The sequence below is a fragment of the Streptomyces sp. 3330 genome (assembly GCF_031456635.1).
GTDB lineage: Bacteria > Actinomycetota > Actinomycetes > Streptomycetales > Streptomycetaceae > Streptomyces.
On the sequence record NZ_JAVDVA010000019.1, the window covers coordinates 135,608 to 150,731 of the forward strand.

The 15,124-nt window shown below is 73.6% G+C and carries 13 protein-coding genes; 7 read left to right on the forward strand and 6 right to left on the reverse strand.

What is annotated here, in order from left to right; all coding sequences use genetic code 11:
• The first annotated feature begins 163 nt into the window (after nucleotides 1-163).
• Complete coding sequence (locus J2X68_RS28575) at nucleotides 164-604, forward strand: SPW repeat protein (RefSeq protein ID WP_310435458.1); 441 nt, start codon at nucleotides 164-166, stop codon at nucleotides 602-604.
• A 197-nt stretch (nucleotides 605-801) separates the two neighbouring features.
• Here J2X68_RS28575 and J2X68_RS28580 read toward each other — a convergent pair whose 3' ends face one another.
• The gene (locus J2X68_RS28580; RefSeq protein WP_310435459.1) at nucleotides 802-1,578 is read right to left on the reverse strand and encodes a GNAT family N-acetyltransferase; all 777 of its coding nucleotides are present in this window, start codon (nucleotides 1,576-1,578) and stop codon (nucleotides 802-804) included.
• A 40-nt stretch (nucleotides 1,579-1,618) separates the two neighbouring features.
• On the reverse strand, nucleotides 1,619-2,014 hold the full coding sequence (locus tag J2X68_RS28585; protein WP_310435460.1) for a MerR family transcriptional regulator: 396 nt from the start codon (nucleotides 2,012-2,014) through the stop codon (nucleotides 1,619-1,621).
• Nucleotides 2,015-2,133: 119 nt separating this feature from the next.
• Here J2X68_RS28585 and J2X68_RS28590 point away from each other — a divergent pair, with 119 nt between their 5' ends.
• Entirely contained in the window at nucleotides 2,134-3,420 is a 1,287-nt protein-coding gene (locus tag J2X68_RS28590; protein ID WP_310435461.1) for an MFS transporter, read from the forward strand.
• Between the two features lie 245 nt (nucleotides 3,421-3,665).
• On the opposite strand, the gene J2X68_RS28595 is transcribed toward J2X68_RS28590, so the two are convergent.
• Entirely contained in the window at nucleotides 3,666-4,379 is a 714-nt protein-coding gene (locus tag J2X68_RS28595) for a chaplin (protein ID WP_310435462.1), read from the reverse strand.
• A 331-nt stretch (nucleotides 4,380-4,710) separates the two neighbouring features.
• Here J2X68_RS28595 and J2X68_RS28600 point away from each other — a divergent pair, with 331 nt between their 5' ends.
• Together J2X68_RS28600 and J2X68_RS28605 are read left to right on the forward strand one after the other, a co-directional pair.
• Nucleotides 4,711-6,330, forward strand: a complete 1,620-nt coding sequence (locus J2X68_RS28600) for an alpha/beta hydrolase (RefSeq protein ID WP_310435502.1) — start codon at nucleotides 4,711-4,713, stop codon at nucleotides 6,328-6,330.
• Complete coding sequence (locus tag J2X68_RS28605; RefSeq protein WP_310435463.1) at nucleotides 6,331-7,821, forward strand: FMN-binding glutamate synthase family protein; 1,491 nt, start codon at nucleotides 6,331-6,333, stop codon at nucleotides 7,819-7,821.
• A 51-nt stretch (nucleotides 7,822-7,872) separates the two neighbouring features.
• On the opposite strand, the gene J2X68_RS28610 is transcribed toward J2X68_RS28605, so the two are convergent.
• A complete protein-coding gene (locus J2X68_RS28610) occupies nucleotides 7,873-8,655 on the reverse strand; it encodes an alpha/beta fold hydrolase (protein ID WP_310435464.1) in 783 nt (260 codons plus the stop codon).
• A gap of 312 nt (nucleotides 8,656-8,967) precedes the next feature.
• On the opposite strand from J2X68_RS28610, the gene J2X68_RS28615 reads away from it, so the two are divergent.
• Together J2X68_RS28615 and J2X68_RS28620 are read left to right on the forward strand one after the other, a co-directional pair.
• A complete protein-coding gene (locus tag J2X68_RS28615) occupies nucleotides 8,968-10,062 on the forward strand; it encodes a chemotaxis protein (protein ID WP_310435465.1) in 1,095 nt (364 codons plus the stop codon).
• 147 nt (nucleotides 10,063-10,209) lie between these two features.
• On the forward strand, nucleotides 10,210-11,235 hold the full coding sequence (locus J2X68_RS28620; protein ID WP_310435466.1) for a Gfo/Idh/MocA family oxidoreductase: 1,026 nt from the start codon (nucleotides 10,210-10,212) through the stop codon (nucleotides 11,233-11,235).
• A 13-nt stretch (nucleotides 11,236-11,248) separates the two neighbouring features.
• On the opposite strand, the gene J2X68_RS28625 is transcribed toward J2X68_RS28620, so the two are convergent.
• Nucleotides 11,249-11,662: an SsgA family sporulation/cell division regulator gene (locus tag J2X68_RS28625; RefSeq protein WP_310435467.1), complete on the reverse strand. Its 414-nt coding sequence runs from the start codon at nucleotides 11,660-11,662 to the stop codon at nucleotides 11,249-11,251.
• A 349-nt stretch (nucleotides 11,663-12,011) separates the two neighbouring features.
• On the opposite strand from J2X68_RS28625, the gene J2X68_RS28630 reads away from it, so the two are divergent.
• The gene (locus J2X68_RS28630) at nucleotides 12,012-13,409 is read left to right on the forward strand and encodes a SpoIIE family protein phosphatase (protein ID WP_310435468.1); all 1,398 of its coding nucleotides are present in this window, start codon (nucleotides 12,012-12,014) and stop codon (nucleotides 13,407-13,409) included.
• A 24-nt stretch (nucleotides 13,410-13,433) separates the two neighbouring features.
• Here J2X68_RS28630 and J2X68_RS28635 read toward each other — a convergent pair whose 3' ends face one another.
• Nucleotides 13,434-14,945: a hypothetical protein gene (locus J2X68_RS28635; protein WP_310435469.1), complete on the reverse strand. Its 1,512-nt coding sequence runs from the start codon at nucleotides 14,943-14,945 to the stop codon at nucleotides 13,434-13,436.
• Nucleotides 14,946-15,124 lie beyond the last annotated feature (179 nt).

The following is a 15,124-nucleotide window of genomic DNA, read 5'->3' on the forward strand; positions in this document are numbered from 1 at the left end:
CGCGGGCGGCGGGATTCTCCGCCGAGGGGGACGAAAGGCATGAGATCCGAACAGTGCGTGCGACCTCTACACATAAAGACTGAATAAGAGCAGAATGGACACGCGCGGCACTTACCGCACCCGCTCCTCAGCGGTCGGGCCCGAGAGTCGAAGGAGACGAATCATGGCCAACGTCTCGCCCACCAGAGGTGACATGTCGACGCACCCCGATGTTCCCGAGATGCAGGCGCGGTACGCCCGCATGCTCGGTGGTCATGACGTGGCGCTCGTGGACGGACCGGTGTTCCTGCTGGGTCTGTACTGCGCCGTGTCCCCGTGGATCCTCCACTACACCGCCAGCCAGCCCGCGCTCATGACCCACAACCTGATCGTCGGGATAGCGATCGGCCTGCTCGCCCTCGGCTTCACCGCGGCTCCCGCCCGGATGTACGGCCTGAGCTGGGCGATGTGCGCGCTGGGCGTCTGGATGATCGTCGCGCCGTGGATCGTCGGCGACAGCCCGGACGCCGGTGTCGCGGTGAACAACATCATCATCGGCGCCCTGGCCCTGATCCTGGGGCTGATGTGCACCGCCACCGCGGCGAGGAGCACCCCGCAGCCCTAGCGCCCCTGTCACTCCCCGGACGACGGCCGGGGCGGGTCCCGGTTCGGCGGGGCCGGGCGGCGACGGGCCGCCGAGGGCCGACCGGATCGGCGGGCCGTACGGCGGGGCCGATCCGGACGGACACCGCGGGCGCCGACCGGACGGGCCGCTCGTCCGGCGGGGCCGGTCCGGTCGCCGCGGGGCGGCGGCCTCCCGCCCTAACGGGTGTAGACATACGGCGTCGTCGTGCTCAGCGGCGCGAAGCCCAGGCGTTCGAGGATGGGGCGGCTCTGGTCGGAGGCGTCGACCTGGAGATAGGGGTAGCCGCGCTCGGCGGCGATGCGGGCGCGGTGGGCGACCAGGGCACGGTAGACGCCCCGGCCGCGCCAGCCCTCGACGGTGCCGCCGCCCCACAGGCCCGCGAAGCTCTTTCCCGGGATGAGTTCCATCCGCGCCGAGCTCACCGGCACGTCCCCGGCCATCGCCAGCAGGGCCACGATCGCGTCCGGGTCGGCGGCGAGACGGGCACGCAGGAGGTCCCGCAGCCAGGAGCCGTCGTGACCGAACGCCCGCTCGTTCGCCTCGACCATGAGCTCGATGCCCGCCCGGTCCGTGACGGGGACGATGCGGACGCCCTCGGGCGGACCGGCGTCGACCAGCTGGTCGCCGGTCTCGCCGATCATCAGGGTCTCCTCCGGATCCGCGGTGAAACCGGCCGCCGTGAGCCGTCGGCCGAGGTCGGCCGGGCGGTCGTGCCGGTACAGCTTCCACTCGAACTCGTGACCGAGCCCGGTGAAGTGGGCGACCTGCTCCGCGATCACCTCGTCGGCGTCGGCGGAGTCCAGGTCCGACCAGAGGACCCCGCTCCAGCCGCCCTCGCCGCCGACATGGCGCACCACGCCTCCGGCGCGTTCGACGCGCGCGTCGGAGGCCTCGGGGCGCGCGCCTTCGCGCATGTCCCGGTCGTACAGGGCGAGTACCGCGGCATGATCCATGCGCCCACTCCAGCACCCAGGCCCGGCCGCGACAACGGGATTAACGGCGCGGGGAGGAAGGGGGCGCCGCGCGGTCCGGCCGCACGGCCGCCAGATACGCGCTCAGCCGGTCGCGGTTGCGGGCGAGACAGTCGATCCGGGCCTGGATGCGGTCGATGTGCCCCTCCAGGAGGGAGGCGGTCTCCGGGGTGAGGTGCTCGGCGGGCAGGACGATCTCGTCGGGGCCCGACAGGTACGGCAGGATCGCGCGGATCATCTCGGTGGTGAGGCCGGAGTCGAGCAGCCCGCGGATCTGCTGCACGTCCCGGACGGCCGCCTCCCCGTAGGAGCGGTAGCCGTTCTCGCCGCGGTCGGGGTGCAGCAGGTCCTGCTCCTCGTAGTAGCGGAGCAGCCGGGTGGGGACGCCGGTGCGGCCGGAGAGTTCACCGATCTTCATGCCGCGCTCCGCTCGTCGGTCCCCGGGGGGCGCTCCCCGCAGCTCCCCGCCGTCGCTCCGCGAGCGGCTCCGAGGCCACGCTTGCCTTCACACTGATGTGAATGTTCGACCATGGTCGCATGTCCACCACCTCCATGGTCAAGGGCGCCGCCCTGCCCGCGTCCCTGCCCTGGCCGGGGCTGCTCGCCCTGTCCACGGCCGCCTTCACCGCCGTGGTGACCGAGTTGCTGCCCGCCGGGCTGCTGCCGCGCATGGCGCCTGCCCTCGGCGTGCCCGAGGCCCGGGTGGGTTTCCTGGTCACCGGATACGCGGTGGCGTCGTTCGTGGCGGCGATCCCGGTGACCGCGCTGCTGCGCGGACTGCCGCGCCGCCCGGTCCTCGTCGGGGCCCTGCTGGGCTTCGCGCTGAGCAACGCGGTGGTCGCGCTGTCGTCGTCGTACGGGCTCACCTTCGCCGCCCGCCTGGTGGCCGGTGTCATGGGCGGCACGCTGTGGGCGATGCTCGCCGGGTACGCGGCCCGGATGGCGCCGGCCGAGCGCCGCGGCCGGGCGATCGCGGTCGTGCTCGCCGGCATCACGCTCGCTCTGTCGCTGGGGGTGCCCGCCGGGACGGCGCTGGCCGGGGCGGTGGGCTGGCGCACGGCGTTCGGGCTGCTGTCCGCGCTGGCGGTGCTGCTGGTCTGCTGGGTGCTCGGGCAGGTCCCGGACTTCCCGGGCGAGGCGCGGGGCGAGCGCGTGCCGCTCCGGCGGGTCGCCCTGCTGCCGGGGCTCCCGGTGATCCTCTCCGTCACCCTGTTCCTGCTGCTGGGCCACCAGGTGCTGTACACGTACATCGCGCCCTTCGCCGAGCACGCGGGCTTCGGACGCACGGATGTGGTGCTGCTGGTGTTCGGGGCGTCCACGGTCGCCGGGATCTGGGGGACGGGCCTGCTGGTGGACCGGTGCCCGCGGGCCACCCTGCTCGGCGCGCTCGCCCTGTGCGCCGCGGTCCTGGCGGTCCTCGGCCGGTACGCGGACGCGCCCGCCGTGCTGCTGGTCTGCGTCGCCGTGTGGGGAGCGGCCTTCGGCGGGGCTCCGACCCTCATCCAGACGGCACTGGTGAACGCCTCGGGGCCCGCCGCCTCGGACGTGGCGACCTCACTCCAGACCACGGTGTACAACGCGGGCATCGCGGGCGGTTCGCTGACCGGAGGTGTGGTCCTGGAGGCGCTGGGCGCGGGAGCCCTGCCGTGGATCGCGCTGCCGCTGGTCGCGCCGGCCCTCACCGCGGTGGCGCTGGGCCGCCGGTACGCCTTTCCGGTCAAGCGGAGCCGGTCCCGGGGCGAGCGGCGCACGTCGGGCGGCACCCTGTCCGGCGTCGGCGCCGCCGATCGCCTCGTCCGGGCGACTCGCCGCCCGCCCGGGTGAGGCGGGGGTACGGGCCCCGCAGGTGCGGTCCGGCCGCTGCGGGAGACGGCCCCCGGAACGGCGATCGCAGGGCCGGTCACCGGGCCGGCCGGTGAGGTTCACGCGCTGCACCGGCGGTGCCGGGGCGGCCGAGGCGGATCCACCCCGCCCGCGCGCGGCGGCGCCGGACCGTCGCAGGCCCCCTGCCCCCGCCCGATACGACCGAGGGGGCCTGCATCACCTCCCGCTACGGGGAGGAGGGCGGCTCAGCGCTCCGCGTGCGGACGGAACCGCCGCTGGAGGGCAAGACCGCCGAGGAGCAACGCCGCACTCCCGGCGAGCGCGGGCAGGGTCGCGTCGGCTCCCGTGCGGGCGAGCGAGGCCACGGCCTCCGGCACCGCGGGCCGGGGTGCCACGGCCGGCGCCTGCGGAACGGCCCGCGGGCCCGGCTGCTGCGCCTGCGAGGGCGGTTCGTGCCGGGTCGGCGGCTGCGGCGCGGGCTCGACGGGCGCCGGGGGCTCCTCGCCGGACTCGTTGACGGACTCGTTTCCGAACGCGGGGTTCGCGATGCCGACGACGTTCACGCTGTTGCCGCTGACGTTCACCGGGAGCTGGACCGGCAGCTGGACGCCGTTGCCGGAGACGACGCCCGGGGAGCCCTGCGCGGCGCCGTGCGCGGTGGCGCCGCCACCGGAGGACGCCGCGCCGTGCGTCCCGGACGCGGCGCCGCCGGAGGACGGGCCGTGTGCTCCCGGAGCGGCCGCCGCGCCCTTGCCGGCGCAGGTGTTGCCCGCGGCGGGGTTCAGCACGCCCACCACGTTCACCGTGTTCCCGCACAGGTTCACGGGGAGGTGCACCGGCAGCTGGACGCCGTTGCCGGAGATCAGTCCGGGCGAGCCGGCCGCGGATCCGTCCGCCGCGGAGTCGGCGTGTGCGGGCAGTGTCACAGCCATCGCGCCGGACACTGCGGCGACGGCCATCACACCGGTTCGGGTAGCCCGTCTCATGGGTCCCTGCCTTCCAGACATGAATCGCGGGCACTCGCCCGCACCCGGTAGAACGTCGGCGCGTCATCCGGGTTATGCCTGAACACGCTTTCACCCCATCGAGGTCCCCCCTGCCCTCCCCCTTCGGCCCCCTCGTCGAACGGGTGTCAGCCCCCGCGCCCGGTCCTCACCTGGCGCGCGCGGCACGACCCGCGAACGGGCGCGCGGAGGGCTCCCGTCCGCCCGGAGGCGGGTCGTCGGCGGGCCGCTTATCGTGAGCGAGGGCGCCGTTCCCGGACCGCTGCGGGCGTCCCTGGAGGCACAGATGCTGGCCAAGCTGCCGACGCGGCCCGCCCTGCGGCGCTGCGCTCTCGCCGCCACCGCCGCGCTGGCCCTGGTGGGCGCGGGCCTGCCGACGGCGACCGCGGACCGCGACCCCGGCGGGGACGAACGCTCCGACCTGTCCCGGTTCTACGGCCAGAAGGTCTCGTGGTCGGCGTGCGAGGGCGACGGCATGCCCGAGGACCTCCAGTGCGCCGACCTGACCGTCCCCCTCGACTACGACCGCCCAGGGTCCGGCACGCTCGACCTCGCGCTCGCCCGCTACCGGGCCACCGGCGACAAGCGCGGGTCGGTGGTGCTCAACTTCGGCGGTCCCGGTGGTCCCGGTGTCCCTGAACTCGGCTACGGAGGGAAGGAGTTCATGGGCCTCACCGACGGCTACGACGTGGTCACCCTCGATCCCCGGGGGGTCGGCCGATCCTCCCCCGTCAGCTGCGGGGAAGGCGAGGACAGCGGGCTGGCCTCCCTGGACGACGACTCCGCGCTCGCCGATCCCCAGGGGCTCCTCACCCGGCTGAAGCGGGCCGCGGCCGACTGCGCCGAGAACTCCGGGCCGGTGCTGCCGCACATAGGCACCGTCCACGCGGCCCAGGACCTGGACGTGCTGCGCGCGGCGCTCGGTGACCGGAAGCTCAACTATCTGGGGTTCTCGTACGGCACCCGGCTCGGCGCGGTGTACGCCGCCCGGTTCCCCGACAAGGTGGGCCGGCTGGTCCTCGACGGCGTCGACACCCTGACCGAGCCGCTCACCGAACAGGGCCTCGCGGGCGCCCGGGGACAGCAGGTGGCGCTGGACGACTTCGTCGGCTGGTGCACGAAGGACATCGCCTGCCCGTTCGGCCAGGATCCGCGCGTGGCCCGCGAGGAGGTCGTCCGGCTCGTGCGCTCGCTGGACGAGGACCCGGTGCCGACCGACTTCGGCGAGGACTTCTCCGGCCAGGACCTCGTCGGCGCGCTCGGCCAGGGGCTGTACAGCAAGGCGCTGTGGCCGCTGCTGGAGCGGGCGCTGGCGCAGCTCATCGAGAACGGGGACGCCAGCGGGGTCCTGAGCTTCGCGACCGGCGGCTTCGCCCTCCCGCTGCCGTTCCCGCTGCGGTCCGCGGGCGGTGGCGAGCCCTCCCCCGGGGCTCTCGTCGACGAGGAGGACGTCCCCCTCGACAACCTGCCCGCGGCGCTGATGGCGATCAACTGCGCCGACGACCCCGACCGTCCCACGGCCGCGCAGATCACCGCGGACCTCAAGCGGCTGCGCGCCGCCTACGACAAGGCCTCGCCGGTCTTCGGCCGGTACCGCCTGACCGAGGTCCTGATGTGTTACGGCCGCCCCAGGGGCACCGACTTCATCCGCGACGAGGTGAAGGACCTCAAGACTCCGCAGATGCTCCTGGTCGGCACGCGCGGCGACCCCGCGACGCCGTACCGCTGGACCGTGGAGACCGCCGAGCGGCTCGGCTCCCCGGCCGTGGTGCTCGACAACAAGGGCGACGGCCACACCGGATACGGGTCGTCCAAGTGCGTGCACCGCAAGGTCGACGACTTCCTGCTGTACGGCTCCCTCCCGCCCAGCGGCAGCTCGTGCGGGCCCGACGAGGACGACGGCTGAGTGCGCCGGTTCCTGCCGCTGCTGCTCGTCTGCCTCCTCGCGGCCGGGGTGACGGCGGCCGCGTGCGCCCGGTCCGCCCGGTGGTGGATCGCGGCCGGACCGCTGCTGGCGGCGGCCTGTCTGGGCGGCTGGGACCTGCTCCAGCGCCGCCGCCCCGTGCTGCGCAACCACCCGCTGGTCGGACGGCTCCGGTACCCGGCCGAGCGGGTGCGCGCGCCTTCCCGGAGCGAGGACGCGCGGGATCCGTTCGGCGCGGACCGGGACGGGGGCGAGTATCTGGTGCCGTCGCTGCGGCCGGTCGAGCCGGCCGAGGAGCCGCCGGTGGTGCGGGTGGGCGGCCCTGACTGTTCCCAGCCCTACGACATGGCGCTGCTGAACGTGTCCGCGATGAGCTTCGGCGCGCTGTCGTCGCGCGCGGTCCTCGCCCTCAACAGGGGCGCGGCGCTGGGGCGTTTCGCGCAGGACACCGGCGAGGGCGGACTGTCGGAGCATCATCTGCGCGGTGGCGGCGACCTGGTCTGGGAGATCGGGTCGGGATACTTCGGCTGCCGCGACGCCGAAGGCGGCTTCGACGCGCGGGAGTTCGCGGACAAGGCCGCGCTGCCCGAGGTCAAGTGCGTGTCGCTGAAGCTCTCCCAGGGGTCGGCGCCGGGCATGGGCGGGGTGCTGCCCGCGGTGAAGGTCAGCGCCGAGATCGCGCGCGAGCGGAAGGTCCCGGTGGGCGAGACGGTGGTGTCGCCGCCCCTGCACCGGATGTTCTCGACACCGCGTGAACTGGTGCTGTTCCTGGCCCGGCTGCGCGAACTGGCGGGCGGCAAGCCGACCGGCTTCAAGCTGTGCGTGGGCTCGCGCCGGGAGTTCCTCGCGGTGTGCGCGGCGATGGTGGCGGAGGGCCTGACGCCCGACTTCGTGGTGGTGGACGGGTCGGAGGGCGGCACCGGCGCCGGGCCCGCCGGGTTCGCCGGGCGCCTCGGGATGCCGCTCACCCAGGGACTGATCACCGTGCACAACGCCCTGGTCGGCGTAGGGCTGCGGGACCGGGTCCGGATCGGGGCGAGCGGCCGGGTGGCCACCGGCGCGGACATCGTCACCCGGCTCGCGCAGGGCGCCGACTACACCAACGCGGCCCGGGCGATGATGCGTGCCGTCGGCTGCGTCGGCGCGCTGCGGTGCCACACCGGGACCTGCCCGGCCGGCGTCGCGACCCAGGATCCGCTGCGGGCGCGCGCCCTGCACGTGGCCGATCAGGCCCGGCAGGTCCGGCGCTACCAGCGGGAGACGGTCCGGGACGCCGTCCGGATCATGGCCGCGATGGGCGTCCGCGAGCCGGCCGGACTCACCCCCGGCCACCTGGTCCGCCGCACCGGGCCCGGTGCGGTCCGCTCGTACGCGGAGCTGTACGAGTGGCTGGCGCCGGGCGAACTCCTCGCCGGACCACCGGAGTCCTGGGAGGCGGACTGGAAGGCCGCGGACCCGGACGCCTTCGGCTAGCGTGCCCCCGGCCGCCGGCTCCGCTACCAGCGGCTACCGGGGCTACCGGGCCTACGAGGACTTGACGGTGACGAAGGCGTCGATGGCCGCCGTCAGTTCGGCCGGCTTCTCGACGGAAAGTTCGTAACCCGCGTCGATGATGCGGACCGTGGCGTCCGGATAGGCCTTGGCCATGCGCAGCATCTGACCCACCGGGAGCTGGATGTCGTGGTAGCCGTGGATCATCAGGGTCGGGGCCTGGATCTCCCCGACCCGGTCCAGCACGTCGAAGGCGCGCATGGCGCCGTACAGCGTCATCACGACCTCGCGCGGGGTGTCGGCGGAGGACTTGACGTACGCGCGGATCTCGTCGCGGGGGTAGCCGGGGGCGAAGGCCCGCTGGATGTTGGCGGCGACGAACAGCTTGAAGGGGACGAGGGTGGAGATGCCCATCAGCAGGCCCCGGCCCCGGCTGTAGGTCATCCGGCCGATGGAGTTGACCAGCACCATGCGCTCGACCCGTGCGGGGTGGGTGAGGGCCACGGTCTGCGAGATCATCCCGCCCATCGAGTGGCCGACCAGCACGAACCGTTCGATCTCCAGGTGGTCGAGGAGGGCCAGGAGGTCCTTCGCCAGCTCCGCGACCGTCCTCACGCCCGCGCCGCTGCTCTCGCCGTGCCCGCGCAGGTCCAACCGGATCACCCGGCGCCGCTCGGCGAAGTGCGCCACCTGGTGGTCCCAGCGGTGCCGGTTCGCGGTCCAGCCGTGCACGAACACCAGGGGCACCCCGTCGCCGTCGCGCGGGCCCTCGTCGTCGTACGTCAGTGCTGCGCCGTCGACTTCGAGCTGCGGCATGGGTGCCTCCTGCGGTGCGATCCCGGTTACTGACGCGTACGGTAACCGGCGCAGGGGGTCGCCGTCACCGTCGGGCGCCTGCGAGATCGCGCACCTCGCCGCGGGATCGCGGGCGAGCGGACCGCGGGGCACGGTGCGGGCGACTCCGGTTCCGGCCGCTCGACGGCGCCTTCGGCGGAGGGAGGGAAGCGGTGCGCCGACGGCCGGATATCACCCGCCGCCCACCGCCGTGACCCCGGCACCACACCTGCTCGAACTTGTCCACCTATTGCCCCAAATGCCTGAACGGCGATTGGGACCTATCGTGCTGATATGGAGCACGCACTGAGCCCAGCGACCCTCTCCGAACTGCGCCGCCCGCGCCCCTATCCCGCGGTGTCCGTGCTGACGCCGACACACCGGCGGGAACCCGAGAACGCCCAGGACCGGGTCCGGCTGCGCAATGTCGTGGCCGAGGCGAAGAAGCAGCTGGAGTCCGATCCGGCGGTCAGCCGCGAACGGCGCGCCGACGTCGCCGACCAGCTCGACCGGGCCCTGGCCGAGGTCGACCTGGCGCACGCCGAGGACGGCCTGGTCATCTACGCCGCACCGGGCGAGCACCAGGTGTGGTCCCTGGCCCGCGCCGTCCCCGAACGGGTCGTGCTCTCCGACACCTTCCTGACCCGCAACCTCGTCTCGGCCCAGGCCGCCGAGCGCCCGTTCTGGGTCCTGTCGGTCTCCGCCGACCGCGTCACGTTGTGGAACGGCGGGGCCGACCGGGTCACCGAGGAACACAGCGGCGGTTTCCCTCTGGTCAGGAGCCAGCCGAACTTCGACGCCGAACGCATGGAGCGGATCGGCGACCTGCCCAGCACCTTCCGCGACGAGGACACCCGGCACTTCCTGCGCGACGCCGACACCGCCCTGGGCAAGCTGCTGCGCGAGCACCCGCGCCCGCTGTACGTCACCGGCGAACAGGCGGCGCTGTCGCTCCTCGACGAGCTGGGCGGAGCCACCCGGGACGCGGTGCACATCGCCCACGGCGGACTCTCCCACGGCACACCCGACGCCGTGTGGCAGGCGGTGCGCCCGCTGCACGACGCGGAGGCCCGCCGCGACACCGCCGCCGTCGCCCGCGAACTCGACTCGGCCCGCGGGCACAAGACGTTCGCGGCCGGCGTCGACGAGCTCTGGCAGAGCGCGCGCGAGGGCCGGATCCGGCTGCTGGCCGTCGAGGAGAACTACCGGGTCACGGTCAGCGACGGCGGCGACCATCTCGTCCCCGCCGTGAGCGGCGACCTGGACGCCCGCGAGGACATCGTGGACGAGATCGTCGAGCAGTGCCTGGAGACGGGCGCCGAGGTGCGCTTCGTGCCCGACGGCGCGCTGGGCGACGCGGACGGGATGGCGGGCGTGCTGCGCTACTGACCCCGCTCGGCCGCGACCCCCGCCGATGACGCCGGCCGGGGTCGCGGCCGTTCGTGCCGGTCGGTGGCGCCGCGCGGGGGCCTCTGCGGCGGCCCTCACCGGCGGCGTACGCTACGGCGTGATCGTCCGCCGGGAGGGTGAGTACGCGTGAGTGACCTGTTGGGCGTGGCCGTGCTGGGTGCCGGACACATGGGGGCCGACCACATACGCCGTCTCGATCACGTGGTGAGCGGGGCCCGGGTCGCCGCCGTGGCCGATCCCGACGCCGCGCGCGCCAAGGAGGCCGTGGCCGGGATCGAGGGGGCGACGGTCCACACGGAGGTGGAGGCCGCGCTCGACGCGCCCGGGGTCGAGGCCGTGCTGATCGCCTCCCCCGGTCCCGCGCACCAGGAGGCGCTGCTCGCGGCCTTCGCCCGCGGACTCCCCGTGCTGTGCGAGAAGCCGATGGTGCCGGACTCGGCCGGAGCGCTGCGGGTGCTGGAGGCGGAGGCCCGGCTGGGCCGGCGGCTGACGCAGATCGGGTTCATGCGGCGCTACGACGCCGGGTACCGCAGGCTCAAGGCCGTGCTGGACGGCGGGCGGCTCGGACGGCCGCTGATGCTGCACTGCGTGCACCGCAACGTCTCCTCGCCGCCCGGATTCACCAGCGCGATGCTGATCGACAGCTCGGTGTCCCACGAGATCGACGCGGCCCGCTGGCTGCTCGGCCAGGAGCTGACCGCGGTCACCGTGCGGCGCCCGCGCCCTTCCGCCGGCGCCCCGCAGGGCCTGCTCGACCCGCAGTTCGTGCTCTTCGAGACCGACAGGGGCGCCTTGGTCGACGTGGAGATCTTCGTCAACTGCGGCTTCGGGTACCAGGTGCGCTGCGAGGCCGTGTGCGAGGCGGGCAGCGCGCGGATCGGCGACGAGCAGGGGATGCTCGTCACCACGGGCGGCACCGCCGGCGCGGACGTGCCCCAGGACTACCTCGTGCGGTTCGCCGACGCCTACGACCGCGAGGTGCAGGCCTGGGTCGACGCCACCCGGCGCGGCCGGGTCACCGGCCCGACCGCGTGGGACGGCTACGCGGCCTCCGTCGTCGCCGAGGCGGGGATCCGGGCCCTGGAGAGCGACACGCGCGTCGCGGTCGAACTCGCCCCGCGCCCGGGCCTGTACACCTCGGACGGCCGCTGACGCCCGACGGACCTCACACATTGCCGAGCAGGGCCTCCAGCCCTCGGTCGACGGCGGCGCCGACATCCTCCCGGCCCGCCGCGACCACGGCGTAACTGCGCAGCAGGAACCGGCGCAGGGCGCCCGTCTCGAACTGGAGCAGGGCCAGGCCGAGCGGAGAGTGGAACTCCACCACCGTGCGGACCGGCCCGCAGGGCCAGATGTGCACGTCCCCGCTCCCGGCCGGACCGCTCACGCCCTGCTCCAGCAGCGCGCGCCCGAAGGTCCAGGTGACGGCGTCGCCCGCGAGGGAGACCTCCGGCGGGAAGTCGACGTGCACGGCGAACGGCTCCGCGGAGTCGTAGCGGAGCGTGGCGGGCACGGGCAGCTCCTGGTCCTCCGCGGTGATCAACCGGGCGCGGACGGGTTGTTCCAGCGTGATGTCCATGCATGTACGACCTCGATGGCGCCGTTTGCATTACGCGAAAGCGGTGTCCAATTCATGTGACCTGCATCACAGCGGCCGTCGCCTGGAACATCAGCCCGCCGAACAGGCGACCGATAGTCACCTCGACCCCCTCAGGCGTCCCTCAAGTCACGTACGTCACCTACGACTTGGCCCCTGACAGGCACCCTCCGACCACCTCCCGGCACCCCTCCGTGAAGACACTGGCATATGCCAGAAGCACCACCGAATCGTGTGTTGCCAAAGCCCTTACACGCCGTCGCGGGCTGTGCAACAGTCGTAACGGCCCTTGTGTCAGCTTTCGCCGTACCGTCCCGCATCGGAGTGCGTCATGTCGCCCCATGTCTCCGCGGATCACCCAGCCGCCCGGCCGCCGGGGCGCGGCTCGGTCGACGCGCTGATCACGCAGACACGGCGGCTCAAGGGCGACATGGACGCCGTACGCCAGGGCACCCGGAGCGACGCGGCGGACCCGCAGGGACGCTGGCAGCGCGCTCTTTGCGATCTGGCGCTGCACCAACTCGACGACCTCGACGCCCACTTGGCCCAGTTGCGGGACGGCCCGCCGCCCGTGCCGGCCGCCGGGCGCGCGCCCGGCGCACCGGCCGCTTCCCGGCGCGAGTCGCTGCTGAGCCGGGTCGGCAGCGCGGAGTGGAACCTGCTGACGGACGAGGCCGTCTGGTCCGAGGAGCTCTACGGGATCCTCGGCCGCGACCCCGCCGCCCCCGCGCTCACCCTCGACGAACTGCCCGCGCTCGTCCTCGACGAGGACCGGCCGAAGCTGACGGCGATGGTCACGGACTGTCTGATCGACGCCCGGCCCATCGACGGCGAGTTCCGCGTCGTACGCCCGGACGGCGAGCAGCGCACCGTGCACATGATGGGCGAGCCCGTGCTCGACTCCGAGGGCGGCACCACCTCGATGTGGGCCGTGCTGCGGGACGTCAGCGCACTGCGCCGCAGCCAGCGGACGGTGCGCGAGAGCCGTGACTCGCTGCAGGGGCAGCGGCTGCGGGCCCAGACCGAGCACCGGCTCGCGGTGGAGTTCCAGGAGGCCGTGCTGCCGCCGTGGCGCGGCTCCCCGCACCGGCCGCACCACGGCCCCCGCTCCCTGGACCTCGCCGCCCACTACCTGCCCGCCGCCACGCCCTCGCGGATCGGCGGCGACTGGTACGACGCGCTCGAACTCCCCGACGGACAGACGCTGCTGAGCGTCGGTGACCTCACGGGCCACGGTCCGACCGTCACCTCGACCACGTCGATGCTGCTGGGCGCCCTGCGCGGCATGGCCATGGCGGGCACCCGGCCGGCCCAACTGATGTCCTGGCTCAACCAGTTACTGGACGCCACGGTCCAACCGGCCCTGGGCAGCGCGGTGTGCTGCCGCTACCGGCCGGAGACCCGCACCCTGATGTGGGCGCAGGCCGGACACCCCGTCCCGCTGCTGTTCCGCGACGGGACGGGACGCCGGCTGGACGCACCGGAGGGCGTGCTCCTCGGAGCGACCGCACGCGCCGGGTACGGGCAGGCCGAGGAGACCCTCGAGGAGGGCGACCTGCTCCTGCTGCACACCGACGGACTGGCGCCCGCCGACCGCCTCCTCGGCCTGGCCCCCCGTCTGGACCGGGCGCGCACCGCACAGGAGTGTGTGCGGATGGTCGTGGAGGAGTGCGGCGAGAGCGAACGCGCCGACGACGCCTGCGTGCTCGTCGCCCGGGTCACCCGGTGAGCCGACCGGCCGACGGCGAACGGCTCACGCCTGAGCGCCGCCGCCCCCCTTGCTCCCCCTGCCGCCCTTCTGCTTGGGCAGCGCGAGCCTGATCTCCTCCCGCAGCTCGCTGATCTTCGGGTAGTTGGCGTACTCCGCGGTGAGCCGGTACATCTGGCTCAGCCGGTCCCAGGTGCGCCGGGAGGAGTTCGACCCCATCGACATCAGGGCCAGCCGCGCGAACCGGTCCGCCTGCTCGGGGTCGTCGGCGATGAAACAGGCGGACGCCATGGACAGATGGTCGAAGATCTTCGACCGCTCCCGCCCGTCGACGCGCAGCGCCAGCGCCTTCTCCGCGTAGTACTGGGCGTGCACCGCCGCCTGCGGCTCGAACTCGGCCAGCGTGCGGTAGGCCAGCGCCTGCATGCCGTACAGATCCTCGTCCTTGAAGGTCTGCATCCAGGACGGCGGGGTGACGTCGCCCTTGTCGGAGACGAAGAGGTCCTCCGCCCGGCCGAGGGTACGGCGCATGGCCTGGCCTTTTCCCATCGACGCCTGTGCCCAGGCCTCGATGGTGTGGAACATCGCCCGGGTGCGCGCGGTCACGTTGTCGCCGGAACCGGACTGGGCGAGTTTCATCAGGTCGAGGGCCTCGTCCGGCCGCCCGAGGTGGACCATCTGACGGGCCGCCCGCGAGAGCGCCTCGCCGGCCCGCGGCCGGTCACCGCCCTCCCGGGCGGCATGGGCGGCGATGACGAAGTACTTCTGCGCCGTGGGCTCCAGGCCGACGTCGTGCGACATCCAGCCCGCGAGGACGGCGAGGTTGGCAGCGACGCCCCACAGGCGCCGCTGGAGATGGGCGGGGTGGCGGTAGGCGAGGATGCCGCCCACCTCGTTGAGCTGGCCCACGACGGCCTTGCGCTGCAGCCCGCCTCCGCGGGCCGCGTCCCAGGCCCGGAACACCTCCACCGAGCGCTCGAGTTCGTCCACCTCCTCCGTTCCGATGGGCGCGGCCTCGTAGCGGTCGAACCCGGCGGGGTCGGCGTGGTGGAGGAGGGGATGGTCGATGACAGGAGCGTCGGAGGAGAGGGTGGGGTCGGTGTGCAGCCACTCGTACATGGCACTGCTGAGAGCTGATCCCGCGGCGAGCGCGGCACCCGCGCCCACCAAGCCGCGTCGGTTGAGCATGAGGTCCATTCCCGTGAATTCGGTGAGGACCGCAGCAGTCCGTTCGGGCGCCCACGGCACATCGTCGGGATGTTCCACACTCCCGCCGCCGGGCCGTTTCCCTGTACGCCCGTGCCGGACCAGACCGAGGTCCTCGATGGTCACGACACGGCCGAGACGCTCGGTGAACAGGGCCGCCAGCACCCGCGGTACCGGATCGCGCGGGATCTCTCCCATGTCGATCCACCGCCGCACCCGGGAGGTGTCGGTCGACAGCTGGGGGTGGCCCATGGCCGCCGCCTGCCGGTTGACCAGCCTCGCGAGTTCCCCCTTGGACCAGCCGGCCAGGCCGAACAGGTCCGAGAGGCGGGTGTTGGGTTGTCCGCTCACGTCAAGCCCCCAGGTTCTCGGCTGAGTTGACAGTAGCCCGGTGAAAGTTGCCGGGCGACTATTCGCCAGGGTTCGCCAGGGTGCGCCAGATGGTGTGCCACTGGGCGACGGGTGTCAGGTAGGAAAGCGCCACCCCGACCCGGTCGCCGAGGGACATTCCCCAGGGTGCACCCGAAAGG

What these genes read in the sequence shown, in the direction of transcription:
- J2X68_RS28575 (WP_310435458.1), top strand. Translation starts at nt 164, where the DNA reads ATGGCCAACGTCTCGCCCACCAGAGGTGACATGTCGACGCACCCCGAT.
- J2X68_RS28580 (WP_310435459.1), bottom strand. Translation starts at nt 1,578, where the DNA reads ATGGATCATGCCGCGGTACTCGCCCTGTACGACCGGGACATGCGCGAA.
- J2X68_RS28585 (WP_310435460.1), bottom strand. Translation starts at nt 2,014, where the DNA reads ATGAAGATCGGTGAACTCTCCGGCCGCACCGGCGTCCCCACCCGGCTG.
- J2X68_RS28590 (WP_310435461.1), top strand. Translation starts at nt 2,134, where the DNA reads ATGTCCACCACCTCCATGGTCAAGGGCGCCGCCCTGCCCGCGTCCCTG.
- J2X68_RS28595 (WP_310435462.1), bottom strand. Translation starts at nt 4,379, where the DNA reads ATGGCCGTCGCCGCAGTGTCCGGCGCGATGGCTGTGACACTGCCCGCA.
- J2X68_RS28600 (WP_310435502.1), top strand. Translation starts at nt 4,711, where the DNA reads ATGCTGGCCAAGCTGCCGACGCGGCCCGCCCTGCGGCGCTGCGCTCTC.
- J2X68_RS28610 (WP_310435464.1), bottom strand. Translation starts at nt 8,655, where the DNA reads ATGCCGCAGCTCGAAGTCGACGGCGCAGCACTGACGTACGACGACGAG.
- J2X68_RS28615 (WP_310435465.1), top strand. Translation starts at nt 8,968, where the DNA reads ATGGAGCACGCACTGAGCCCAGCGACCCTCTCCGAACTGCGCCGCCCG.
- J2X68_RS28625 (WP_310435467.1), bottom strand. Translation starts at nt 11,662, where the DNA reads ATGGACATCACGCTGGAACAACCCGTCCGCGCCCGGTTGATCACCGCG.
- J2X68_RS28630 (WP_310435468.1), top strand. Translation starts at nt 12,012, where the DNA reads ATGTCGCCCCATGTCTCCGCGGATCACCCAGCCGCCCGGCCGCCGGGG.